Genomic DNA, 11,548 nt, shown 5'->3' with positions numbered 1-11,548 from the left:
TAACTGGCTTTGGATTAGCATAAACATACGTGCGCGTACAATTTTGGATTTAAAAAAGATATGGGACTCACCTTCAGTCTGATCTTTCAAATCCAATAAATCGATACGTGCTCGTTTTTCAAATGAAGAACTCTTCGTATCCATATAGCTATTAGCAATACTGGTGTCCTTGGTTTGGAATGAATCTACTTTAGTAACATAAGCTTCACCAGCTGTTTTAGTGAAGAAATCCCACGTTTCGGTAGGATCTTCCAATTTCATACAAATTTTTATGTTAGTGTTTGCACCGATGGATGCAGCCTCTTCTTTCGATGCCTTCTGGAATGCAGGTAAATCTTGTCCAGCAAAAATAGCCGAGAATCCAAGAGAACGAGCCTGCGCCGGTACAACAGCGAAACCTTGCACCGCATAATAGCCGTACTCATCAAGAATACACATATAGGGGGTCGGGGAATTGGTAGGCTTTCGCAAAATAACATCACGATAATCACCTTCTACCTGATCTCCTAAACCGGCAGCCATCATCGCCTTTAAAGAGGAAACAATTACCTTACCCAGGTTCGATAACTCATCGGGCGATTTTTCCAAAGCAGGTAATAATACAACCAGAATCCGTCGATTAAGTACTACGTCTTTAAAATCAACCTCAGCCAAGTTAGTCCGGATAATATGGCCATAGGTATCTGCAAGCGATGAAAATACACGTACTAGCTGCATAGTAATGAAACCATGCTGTTCTAAAACCTGGGAAACCTGTTTACCCTTTTCTCTTTGTTATAACCAGGTAAGTTGAAAACATAGTTACGTAGAGGGTCAGTTACTAATTTTGGTACAGATTCTATATTAATACTCTCTTGTTCATCACGAGGAAATACTTTATCAATTACGATTGATTCTAGTTTTACCAAGTCAAAATAATTACGGATACTATTGGCATCAAGCAAAATTGCTCCCTCATCCCGCATATAGACGAGTAGTTTCATTAATGCTTCGACGAAGCTAATGGCACGTCCCTTCCACATATCACCATCAGATGACTGACCAGAAGAACCCATTAAACTCACAACGAGCTGAGTTAACATACTCGAAGAACCCTGGCAAAAAGGATTAAGGGTGTTGGACAGACGTCTTTCCTGCGGACCAATAACGTCGCGAGCACCGGTCATGAAATTGATAAGTAGTAAATCATCTTCACGCCCCATACTACGTACCATGGAAAAAACTTTGGCGTAAAGGGAGTTATCACCTTTTCCATCAACATAGATAAAACCGCTGGCTTGTACAAGCGCATTAAACGCTAACGATACAAGTGCTTCTGTTTTACCACTACCGGTAGAACCAAAAATAAGAGCATGGGTTCTTAAATCATCATTGGCAAACCATAACTCTTCATTGGTTTTACGATCATTACCAAAGAAAGCAATGCCTCTTGCAATATTGGGAGTACCAATTCCTGGCTTTAGATCATTATAATCTTTGACTCTGGCAATTTTGGGCAATCTGAAAGGTAATTTTTGCTTACGGGTATAACTATAAAGAAAAAACAGGACACCTATAACTAGCATTAAGCTAGCCACCTCAGAGAGATAATAGGAAACTGCAGCCACTGAAACCAAAACAATGGAAACGTTGGTTGGATCGGCAAAAAAGTCAGCAAGCCTTTGGCCAAGGGTACGAGTATCCCTTAGCAACATGGTTGGATCTATTTCATGACGCGAATCAATACCACGCATTACGGTTCTAACTCCTGCAATTCTTTAGGCGTTAATTTGACTTCTTTCACCGCGACTTCAAGGGCTTTAATAGCCTCATCAATCATGGGTACCAAAGAACGCCTCTTCATCTCTTTTTCCGCTCGCCAGTGAGCAAAAGGCCCCCCAACCTCGGCAAATGGCGTTTGTCTGCCTACACAATTAAGCATATACCATAATCGCCGATCTATGGTCTTTAACCACAAAAATTCTGCGCTCGGAACTACACCATCTTCTCGTGAAGCTTCAATTAAAGAAGCCATAACGGTCAGAAGATAAGCATGCTTTGCTAAAATCTCTTGAACGTTTTCGGCGTTTTGATATTTTTTAACACCGATCTTGCCACAGTAAAATCCGGCTTTCCTGAAGTGCAGGTTTTATCCAAGGTTTCTAAAATTAAATTGGCTGAATCTCTATCTCTGTTCATACGAGCCATAAAGACAGCGGCCAAGGCATAAGCCTGTGGAGGGCAACGATCAAATCCATCCCAATAAGGACCTAATTGCAAGGTAAATACTCGCTTGGCATCTCCTTTGCGAATACCAGCAGTCATCTCTAATCCAGGTACCGGATTATCCAAGAGTGCATCATCCTTTTTTAACAAGTGATATTTGCGTGCAAACTCAATGGGTGTTAAAGCCATTGCCCAAGGACCTGTATTGATATCCGTATCAGCCAGATCCAAGTTCACAACCGGCATAATTGCCATCCAATTATGCTGTTCCTGAGCACGCAAGGTATTCATATTGTGAGGTCTACGAAATTTAAGTGTAATATCCGATTTATAGAGAAAAATTGCCAGAATAACAAGAATCAAAACGACCGGGTAGCGGATATAATCACCCACGCTACGCGTCAGCGTCAAAAATTGATCCCAATCCACCGTGGCTGGATCAATTGTCTGCATCAGATAAACATCAGAGGCGAGTTGCTCATTACTAACAAAAAGAGTCACGAGTTTTGCTTGTAAGATATTTAAATAGAAAACAAAGGCAACAATATGTTGGTGCGCAGTTCTCCAAATAAAAACAACGTAAGAAACAATAGAACCATGATCCACACTGGTGCCATTGAATTATCGCCACTACCACCTGATTGTTGAGCTTGTTGAGCCATTCGCCAATTTTTTACTAATTAATTTAAATGAAGTATATACCCACTTTAAACAAGGCGCGACTCTCATCGTTAGTCTGTATGAGAATTTTTAACTAAACGCCCTTTTGAATAGCGATAAACCCCTGAGAGATGCACAAAGCGAATAATATTCTCCAAATTCAGAGAGCGATCTTTAAGACTCAGCAAGGGTCTACCATGCTTATCCATCGGCACTTTGTCAGGAGCCACCGTTAAAAGAGCATTTTGATCGATATAAATAGCCACATAGGCCTCATTTACTTTATTCTCTTTTGCTTTAATTGAATATTGCACATCCTTTTCATCAGCATAAATAGGACGTGAAATCATTTGGCGCGGGAGATTGGCAAGAATACGTTCCCAAGCTTGTATATTATTTCCTTCCGTCGAGTAGAGAGCAACAAATACCTCTTGTTGGCCAGCACGAAGGGCGATTCGATTTGCCAAATTCGACTCAGTTTTAGATTTGTCTTGCCCTCTTACTTCACTACCCAGTTGCCTGGCAAAATTGTCACGTATTTCACGCAAATTTTTACCAATTACACGTAAGAAATTTGATTCTTCCCACGGACCTGTGGCGATAGTTTCATCCAGCGCTTTTAAAATAGCCTGCGCTTGTTGTTCTGTTAATTCATCTTTCATATAGGATAAGGATAAACGATTGGCTACGTTTTTTACAATTAATATAGGAATATAGCTATTATAACAGTATTCCTTGCCATACACGGAGTACTATTTAAAATTTCCTGTGATAAAGTGGAAGTAATTTGATCAAAAAATATAACCTGCTCATTATGTTAACTTTTTGGACTCAGTTACTTCGGGTTGATCGAGCGCTTCTCCAAGCTTATGACCGAGATTAACAAGTAGCTCTTCGGCTTGGGAGTTAAATGGATTATCACTTGCCTTTCCCAAAAGATCGATCAATTTTTCTATGCGGCTCATTTGAACTCTTACATCCTCTATTCTTAAAGCCGGTTTTCTCGAAAAAAGTAAGAGACATAACAGACTCCTAAAACTAATTACTCTTAGCCTTACATTAACAGATGATGACTTAAGGCAAACTTAAGAGAAATCAGTTCTTTCATTTAATTTACACGTATCAGTATAAATATAGATCAATCATACATTAATTCATCTAAAGGCGTGTAATCTCTGCTTGGGCCACCTTGAATAAGTTCATTCAATACATCAGTCATACAAAGCAGGCGCAGGACATTAGGAGTGACTTCATCAAATACAACACGGATCCCTAGTAAGGCATTTTCAGCCTCATCGAAAGTGGCTCCTAGCCCATAACCAAGACAGAGAGAACAGAGTTGATCTGCCCGCCGAGCAATAGCAGGTAGTAATCCGGTATCTGAAAATACTTCATCAAAGCTTACAAAACGATCATTTAAATAAAATTTCGCATTCATATTAGCAGCAATCATAGCCATACTTTTACGAATATCTGTTGCCATTCATCGCCACCAAGGTTGAGAGGATTTAAGAGAACCGGCGAAGAAATTTCTAAGCCATCGCAAAAATACCGGGACCGTAAAACCATAATGTTCAATAATCCCGAAAAATACCGCAGATACTAAAACCAATACGCCTGTCCACACTCTGATGTGCATAAGAAAAAGAAAAATAGGAAAAGCAGCTCTCGCATCAACCATAAAAAAACGAGGGCTTCTTGCTGAGTCACGCCAATGCGACGTTTCCGAAAAACTCCCAGCAGCCATAAAGACTCCAACGGACTAGGTTTTATTTTATTAGTATATCGTTCAGGGACAAGAATTCAAGCAGTGGAATCACTCAAAATTGAGACGTTTCGTAAGCAATATAAAGAAATTACTTTAAACTATTTATTTGGTGTGAGATTAAAACTATCTTTTTGGGGTAAACATTTGGCCACTAGCTCATCCATCGGCGATTTTGGCACGGGTGTTACTACCATAGCAGGCTGTAACTCTGATTGCCCTACCTCTACCTCAGGTTGTTCAGCCATTGCTTTATTTGCAGAATTTGACTGCATTTTAGTCAACATATGGTTTGTGCTATTAGACATCATAGCTCCAATAATCAATCTATAATCAGATCATAACATGTACAAGATTAAGGCATTATTAAGCTAGAAAATGGGCATAAGGATACGTAATGGCATCACTTAATTCAGTTACCCAAAATGAGCTTCAGCAAGTCGTCTTTCAATTAGAGCAAGCTATTTATAATCATCAGCAATGGCACAATTCGCTCATTCGAACCTTGATTTGCCGATTACCTGGCGATAATAACGATCTTCTGCCTGATGCACATAAGCATTGTCGATTCGGGCAATGGTACTATGGCGATAGTCTGAAAGAAATTAAGGCTCATCCGGGAATTATCAATCTCGGTGTTTCACATCAGCGTATGCATCAAATAACAGCCCAGTTATTACAAAAAGCGAGTACACCAGAAGGTATTGCTCCTCTTGATTACGATCATTTTGCCAATGCCTTGGAACAGATGAGGCTCGAATTTTCTACGTTTAAAAATGAGTTGGAATACCTTCTCCATAGCCGAGATGCATTGACTGGTGCGCTTTCTCGATTGAATATGTTATCGACTTTGCGAGAACAACAGGAATTTATTAAACGGCAAGGACAAAATTGTTGTCTTATCATGGTGGATTTAGATCACTTTAAAGAAATTAATGATCGATATGGTCATCAAACTGGTGATCGTGTTTTGGCAACTATCGCTCGCTTCCTTATTGAAAATATTAGAACATATGACAAGGTTTTTCGTTACGGTGGTGAAGAGTTTTTACTTTGTTTGCCGTTCACTGAATTGGATACTGGTTATGCAATGAGTGAACGTCTTCGAAAAGGACTTGAGGCCATCACCATAAAGGATACTGAGCGCCTGATTCAAGTGACAGCTTCCTTTGGTTTGGCACTACTTGACCATCAGAAACCGATAGAAGAGTCTATTGAGAATGCAGATAAGGCTTTGTACTTAGCCAAATCCGAAGGAAGAAATTGTGTACGCATCTGGAAATAGAAGCACGGTTGTGCTCGGATTCCAACCCAATACGTCACCCGTACTCCGTTATATAAAAAATAAAGCATCAATAGTAGAAAATACGATTAGCAATAATCACTGTATTAGCTACTACCTCATCATTCCCCTGAATTTTTCTAATAGCTGCTTTTATTAGCTAGCCTAATTCTTGGCTCAGCTTAAACTGCCAACGTTGTTTTGCCATTTATTTCATCATGTTGCAGGCCAACAAAATTTATAAAGCAATCATCCTTTTGATTACAAAAAATAATCAAATAACGAACATCGTGATCAAAACATAAATCCTAAGATCGTAATATATCCTTAATGTTCTATTGTTATACTTAATCAACTTTGTTTTAAGTGAAATTAAAAAAATGCCTAAAAAATTAAGCACTGATGAATATTTTCGCCTTATTAAAGAAAACCATAGGAAATATTTAGAAAAAACATGATCACTCATCTTGAAATGGCTGGAAATCTAAAACAGGCCAAATTAGTTGGGCGATATGTGGAGCAAATTGGCGATTATCGTGAAGTTCAAAATCACTATCTGGATTTTGCAGTAGAACAACCCTCTACAGCAGCAAAAGTTGGTCATGGAGTCTTAGCTGGTCTTTTAGGTATTGGCGTAGCCGGTGCCGCCTATTATGCACAAAAAATAAGTTCTCCTACAGATGTCATCAATCCTTTAGCAAGTGCTAAGAATATCGTCGGTGGCGTTTTTAGTGCAGCCCTAGGTGCTGGCGCTGGTTATCTAGCCTATCAAGCATGGTTAGCCAGCACTGGAAGAATAGCAGATGACGATGCACGCAAAGAATTCGATGCTGAAATGAAAAAAGCAGGATTCACTGATAAGAAATATGAAGAACTCTCTAAAGAACTGGTCAAACTGTTCCACTATAGAGAGTGTCTCTTGCTAGGATTGGAGGATGATGCCAAGCAAAATGTGCGTGAAGATTTTAAAAAGAGACATTCCCCGGATCATCAACCTTTTAATGAGGAAGCCCTTAATGCCGCGATTGAAGTCTATTTTTTAGATGAATTAAATAAGTTATTTAATCAAGCCTTTGTAGATATTTATGACATTCAGGATCAACAGATCCTGGCTGAGAAGCAAGAATACAAAATCATTAGCTGGCTAAAAAGTTATTTTGCCAAACCTGAAGAAAGAGAAAGATTCACTCAACAATTACAAATTGAGTTCATGGATCAATGCTTACGTTACTTGACAGCCCAAATGGTTGAACCGAGTTTCATGGCTAAGCATCCTTATATAACAGCCAGTATAAGCGGTTTAATCGCAGGTAGCATTGCCTTAGGATTAGCTGCAATCATCATTGGCGGACCAATTAGCGCGGGCATCCTAGCTATTGGCCTGGTCATGACCTGTCTTGCTGCTGTAGGAACTTATTTCGCCGTCAATAATATCGACAGTTTACGATTCAAACGCAACAAAGAAAATCGTGATGCTCTCCAGCACGCAAGAGAAGATATTATCAGCGAGAGTGCTCGATTAAAACGCCTGATTAAAGAGGTAGTTCCCACTACGAATAAAGATCTGGAACAATTGAAAACCTATAGTGCTGAAAATGCTCCCGGAGGGTTTGCAGCTTATTTCAATATCTTCAGTAGAGAGCACAAACAAGTTGCCATGGGAGCAAGTACCGCATGGATTAGGGAATATGCCATCCGCTACCGTCACAGCAAACAAGTAGAAATCAATTTATCAGAACATCATAAAGGCATTATCACGAATGGAGAGCAACAAACCAAAGAAATGCAAGCGTTGTTGCTAGCAGAAATGCGTTCTGAAGCGCGTGGTCCTATTCCAGCGAAATTGAAAAATTTCATTGACCATACTCAAGCTTATTTACAAAATCATGAGAATAAGGATTTTATCCAACGCTTTGAATTAGTTGAAAAAATTAAGCAGCAAGTCCTGGAAATCGTGGCTGCCGTTCCACAAGGAACCCGCCAGACTACCTTACCTCAAGAATTAGTCGATTTTTATACCCGTCCTGTTACAGCAGGCGGACTCGGCGGTTTGGTGCAAGATTTGGAACAAGTGAGAAGCTTGGCACCTATTGTTGCTCCAGAAGAAGCTGTCGATGCACTACATCCTTATTATCAAATGTTGGTTACCGCGCAACGATTTAATTACGCTTTAACCCAGGATCCAAATAGAGGATCCATATTCATTGGTGACGGTGATTATCGTGCAATGCTGGGTTTACGGATTGACAGTCCCAGTGCTCGAATTGAAAACAAAATTAATGCGGGCAACATCCATAGTTATTTAAATCATTCGTTGGATTTTCTCTATTCGCTGAATAAGCCCCTTAAAATCAATGAATCAACCAATTTGGATACGCCTTTTGTCAACACGAAAGAGTTTGTTTTATATCGAACACTGCTCATTAAACAATTGGCTCATTTGGCTGATCCAAGCAATCCTCGCGTTAGTAACGAAGTACGGCGTGAAATTGAACGATTTGCTCGTGATAAGCTACATATTAATCCCAAGATAGTCTTTGATGATGTCTTGCACCAAGGTTTATTTATTCAACAAGATACAACTGAGCCGCATTTAGACTACCTAGGTAGAAAACTTCCTGTTAGTGACTTGGAATATATTGCCGATGCCATTCGCTTGGATTTAGCTTATGCTTCTAAACCCGTTACTCCGCGAATGATGATTGCACAGGAAGCAGTAGACTTTTTATTCGACAAGGGTGAAAAAACCATTTTTTCCTATGGACGATCGGTTGATGAATTACCACCGGAAACAACAGAAGAGTATGTAGAAAAATAAAAGATACCATTGAAACAACAAAAGCATTTATGGCTGCACTCGCGGAAAGAAATACCTTGAAAAAACTGGGGCTTTAGCAAGTTATCTTCATGATTGTATTCGAGAAATTAAAAATTTACGCAAACAAATAACTGCCGTAGATAAAGTAATTCCGGTTAAAACAGCAGAAGGTTCTTTTCAATCAAAAGAACTGGAGCAGGCAGATAAGTTATTGGCAAAATATGAAAAAAATTGGAAGAAATTTTAGCGGTAAAAAATAGAGCAACTAAACCCGTTGGAATCTATAATTCAGTTTGGCGCGTTTAAAGTACCCAGTATTGATTTAAGTTTCAGTGACTGGGAAACGTTGGAAGAAAGAGATTTAATGGGATCTTCTTGGATAAAGATAAATGTTGAGGAATTTCCTCATTTGCTAGAAACAGAAAAATCTGAAGACCATATTGTTGATGACCAAGAAGAAGTGGGAATATTGGATTCTGTCATCATAGTGCCAAATAAGACAGAAATTTCTCGTAAGAATTTGACTGGGTTTATTAACGCTCTGGGGGACTATCTGAGTACTTTAGAAAAAGAACCTGAGATCTGGTTTTTAACTATCGGGATTACACGAAGGGAGCAAGAAAAGAGGCTGCAACGCAGCTGCAAACAGCACTTCAAGCATTAAGAGATGGCAAAGATCCTAATACTGCTTTCTTAAAGAATGGTGCTTATGATGATGCTAAACTGAAAGCAGTCATTAACGCTAATTTAAAAGAAATGGAACTTGCCTGTCTTAGCGATTTGTTTTCTGACAAATGCACGTTAGCCCCTAATTCAATCTAATAGTCCAACACATACCCTCGCCGGCTTTCATGGATTGAATACCGGCTCAGGTTATTTCTCAACTTATTTAATTGGCCTGACTATTGCAGCGTACCCAGTTTATTCTTGCTCAAACAATCACACTGTAATAAAGTGACAGGTATGTTGTGTAGAAACTATTATCAATGAAAACGCTTGGCATCGTCTTTGCGATTATAGCGTTTATTGCTTGCGCTTGGATTTTCCAACAAAATGCGCCACTCATACTCAGTTATATTAAAGACTTGGGTTGGCTTGCTCCTGTTCTATTCGTACTACTCTATTGCCTGGCCACTATCCTTTTATTACCGACAATGGTTTTGACATTTGCGGGAGGGGCTCTCTTTGGTCCTTTACTGGGAGTTCTATTTAATTTGATTGGAGCTACAGCTGGAGCAGCATGCGCTTTTTTATTAGTCGCCATTTGGCAACTGATTGGTTCGCTTCTCGCAGGGGGCCAAAGATTAACAAACTCATCTCAGGTGTTGAACGCAGTGGCTGGCAATTTGTAGCGCTAATCCGTTTGATCCCTATTATTCCATTTAATCTGGTCAACTATGGTTTAGGTCTAACGCAAATCAAATTCAGACATTATGTCATTACAACGTTTATTTTTTGACTCCCGGCGAAATTATCTACACTTATTGTGGTCATGCGGGTATGGATGCATTAACTCATCCAGCTCCTTTTTATAAAAGCTCCAGTGTTATTACCTTGGTTATTCTGAGCTTACTATTCCTTACTTTAAAAGTGCTAAAATCTTATCAGCGCCGTCAACAGGCAAAAATATCAGAGACGTGAGTTTCGTTGATCAGCAGCTAGAATAGCTTGCAACTGAGCAACCAAGGAATGATCAGTCTGAAAAATCGTATCATCAATGACTGACACCGGCCGTATTCCTTGTAAAGCATTGCATATAAAAACTGCATCCGCTTCTCTCAAGCTGGTTTTGTCTAAATCACATTCAAAGCAGGCAATATTATTTTCCTGGCAGAGTAATAACAACTGCTGCCTTATAATCCCGGGCAACAGACCATTCTGCAAACTCGGTGTAAAAAGTTGGTTGTTTTTGATGATAAACAAATTAGCAATCGTGGTGTCAGTAGCGCATTGCTCTGTATTAAAAACAAGACATCATCTGCTCCGCTAAGTTGAACTTGGCGGCGGGCAATAATAGCCTCCAAATAATTGATTGATTTAAGCTGATAAATTGGATTCTTACTGTCGCGCAACCAAGAAGCACTGTTAAGCTTTACCGTGTTGCTATCCATGAGATAAGTAAAGGCAGTAAAAACCAAATGAGAAGCATCGCTTCTTGCAGTTAATCCTCTTGGCGCATTTCCGGCACCCAAAATGACTTTAATGCCGCCCTCTTGTAACCGGTTTAAATGAATACACTGCGTTAGGTTTTCGCACCACACAGGAAAAGAAAGCTCGAAGGGGAGTTGTAAGAAGAATGCGGCATTTTGTAATCGCTGCCAATGAAACTCAGAATAGCAAGGTTTGCCACCAAGTACACGTAAAGTCTCAAAAAGACCTTCACCTAAAAATATACGCTCATCGCTATAAAATGGCACATTATACCCATTGCCCTGAATCTCAATGAGCATAGGCATTATAATTTAATAATCAACAAAATCATCAAGTTCATCACGGAGACGTTTTTCCTCCAGCATATTTTCAAGTCGTCTTCGAGCATCCAAAGTCGAGCTTTCCCGGACATCATCGACATCAATTTCTTCTTCAGAATTAACGAATACTTCTTCTTCGATCAAATCATCTTCGCTATCATCAAACAGGTCACTCATGCCATTCTCTCGCGGTCTAACTGTGTCATACGCTTTACAATTGCAAAGCACCAGTAAATTGACAGCTATATACCCTTTTATTATTTATTTGTCTAGTCTTTAAAAAAATCTCCTAAATTTCTATACTTGAACTTATACGCTTATCTCGCAATAATCAGACAAGAAAAACG

The 11,548-nt window shown here is 39.5% G+C and carries 12 protein-coding genes and 3 pseudogenes; 6 read left to right on the top strand and 9 right to left on the bottom strand.

Translation table 11 applies throughout. The features are described from left to right. The 7 genes and pseudogenes from BN58_RS22930 to BN58_RS07015 form a co-directional block, all read right to left on the bottom strand. Positions 1-1,541 (bottom strand): annotated as a pseudogene (locus BN58_RS22930) (TraM recognition domain-containing protein); the annotation flags it as partial. 191 nt (positions 1,542-1,732) lie between these two features. After that, positions 1,733-2,867 (bottom strand): annotated as a pseudogene (icmP, locus tag BN58_RS22925) (type IVB secretion system coupling complex protein DotM/IcmP). 69 nt (positions 2,868-2,936) lie between these two features. Beyond that, the gene (gene icmQ / locus BN58_RS07035; RefSeq protein WP_026069324.1) at positions 2,937-3,527 is read right to left on the bottom strand and encodes a Dot/Icm secretion system protein IcmQ; all 591 of its coding nucleotides are present in this window, start codon (positions 3,525-3,527) and stop codon (positions 2,937-2,939) included. Between the two features lie 150 nt (positions 3,528-3,677). Further along, complete coding sequence (locus BN58_RS30670) at positions 3,678-3,830, bottom strand: hypothetical protein (RefSeq protein WP_019216231.1); 153 nt, start codon at positions 3,828-3,830, stop codon at positions 3,678-3,680. A 173-nt stretch (positions 3,831-4,003) separates the two neighbouring features. Next, a complete protein-coding gene (locus tag BN58_RS07025; protein WP_019216230.1) occupies positions 4,004-4,348 on the bottom strand; it encodes a type IV secretion IcmS family protein in 345 nt (114 codons plus the stop codon). After that, a complete protein-coding gene (gene icmT, locus BN58_RS07020; RefSeq protein ID WP_019216229.1) occupies positions 4,349-4,612 on the bottom strand; it encodes an IcmT/TraK family protein in 264 nt (87 codons plus the stop codon). A gap of 119 nt (positions 4,613-4,731) precedes the next feature. Further along, complete coding sequence (locus BN58_RS07015; RefSeq protein ID WP_156812412.1) at positions 4,732-4,941, bottom strand: hypothetical protein; 210 nt, start codon at positions 4,939-4,941, stop codon at positions 4,732-4,734. An 86-nt stretch (positions 4,942-5,027) separates the two neighbouring features. Here BN58_RS07015 and BN58_RS29640 point away from each other — a divergent pair, with 86 nt between their 5' ends. The 6 genes from BN58_RS29640 to BN58_RS33255 all read left to right on the top strand — a co-directional run bounded on the left by BN58_RS29640 (position 5,028) and on the right by BN58_RS33255 (position 10,371). Further along, positions 5,028-5,915: a diguanylate cyclase gene (locus BN58_RS29640; RefSeq protein WP_019216227.1), complete on the top strand. Its 888-nt coding sequence runs from the start codon at positions 5,028-5,030 to the stop codon at positions 5,913-5,915. Positions 5,916-6,366: 451 nt separating this feature from the next. Continuing rightward, a complete protein-coding gene (locus BN58_RS07005) occupies positions 6,367-8,730 on the top strand; it encodes a hypothetical protein (RefSeq protein ID WP_019216226.1) in 2,364 nt (787 codons plus the stop codon). A gap of 274 nt (positions 8,731-9,004) precedes the next feature. Next, the gene (locus tag BN58_RS07000; RefSeq protein ID WP_019216225.1) at positions 9,005-9,394 is read left to right on the top strand and encodes a hypothetical protein; all 390 of its coding nucleotides are present in this window, start codon (positions 9,005-9,007) and stop codon (positions 9,392-9,394) included. A gap of 322 nt (positions 9,395-9,716) precedes the next feature. Beyond that, positions 9,717-10,082: a TVP38/TMEM64 family protein gene (locus BN58_RS33265; protein WP_232220417.1), complete on the top strand. Its 366-nt coding sequence runs from the start codon at positions 9,717-9,719 to the stop codon at positions 10,080-10,082. Then, the gene (locus BN58_RS33260) at positions 9,995-10,189 is read left to right on the top strand and encodes a VTT domain-containing protein (protein WP_232220416.1); all 195 of its coding nucleotides are present in this window, start codon (positions 9,995-9,997) and stop codon (positions 10,187-10,189) included. The genes BN58_RS33265 and BN58_RS33260 overlap by 88 nt, the downstream gene beginning before the upstream one ends. Then, positions 10,186-10,371, top strand: a complete 186-nt coding sequence (locus tag BN58_RS33255) for a hypothetical protein (protein ID WP_232220413.1) — start codon at positions 10,186-10,188, stop codon at positions 10,369-10,371. The genes BN58_RS33260 and BN58_RS33255 overlap by 4 nt, the downstream gene beginning before the upstream one ends. Here the strand turns inward: BN58_RS33255 and BN58_RS22915 are convergent. Both BN58_RS22915 and BN58_RS06985 read right to left on the bottom strand, forming a co-directional pair. Then, positions 10,360-11,180, bottom strand: a pseudogene (locus BN58_RS22915) (aminotransferase class IV). The gene BN58_RS33255 and the pseudogene BN58_RS22915 overlap by 12 nt on opposite strands. Positions 11,181-11,192: 12 nt before the next feature. Beyond that, entirely contained in the window at positions 11,193-11,378 is a 186-nt protein-coding gene (locus BN58_RS06985) for a PA3496 family putative envelope integrity protein (protein ID WP_019216222.1), read from the bottom strand. Between the last annotated feature and the right edge of the window lie 170 nt (positions 11,379-11,548).

This window comes from Legionella tunisiensis, from assembly GCF_000308315.1.
In the GTDB taxonomy this organism is placed as follows: domain Bacteria; phylum Pseudomonadota; class Gammaproteobacteria; order Legionellales; family Legionellaceae; genus Tatlockia; species Tatlockia tunisiensis.
Note: the sequence above shows the minus strand (reverse complement) of the source record. Positions and strands in the feature narration are given on the sequence as shown.

Excerpts from the sequence above, each read along its gene's own strand:
- icmQ (WP_026069324.1), bottom strand. The coding sequence starts at position 3,527 with ATGAAAGATGAATTAACAGAACAACAAGCGCAGGCTATTTTAAAAGCG.
- BN58_RS30670 (WP_019216231.1), bottom strand. The coding sequence starts at position 3,830 with ATGAGCCGCATAGAAAAATTGATCGATCTTTTGGGAAAGGCAAGTGAT.
- BN58_RS07025 (WP_019216230.1), bottom strand. The coding sequence starts at position 4,348 with ATGGCAACAGATATTCGTAAAAGTATGGCTATGATTGCTGCTAATATG.
- icmT (WP_019216229.1), bottom strand. The coding sequence starts at position 4,612 with ATGGCTGCTGGGAGTTTTTCGGAAACGTCGCATTGGCGTGACTCAGCA.
- BN58_RS07015 (WP_156812412.1), bottom strand. The coding sequence starts at position 4,941 with ATGATGTCTAATAGCACAAACCATATGTTGACTAAAATGCAGTCAAAT.
- BN58_RS29640 (WP_019216227.1), top strand. The coding sequence starts at position 5,028 with ATGGCATCACTTAATTCAGTTACCCAAAATGAGCTTCAGCAAGTCGTC.
- BN58_RS07005 (WP_019216226.1), top strand. The coding sequence starts at position 6,367 with ATGATCACTCATCTTGAAATGGCTGGAAATCTAAAACAGGCCAAATTA.
- BN58_RS33265 (WP_232220417.1), top strand. The coding sequence starts at position 9,717 with ATGAAAACGCTTGGCATCGTCTTTGCGATTATAGCGTTTATTGCTTGC.
- BN58_RS06985 (WP_019216222.1), bottom strand. The coding sequence starts at position 11,378 with ATGAGTGACCTGTTTGATGATAGCGAAGATGATTTGATCGAAGAAGAA.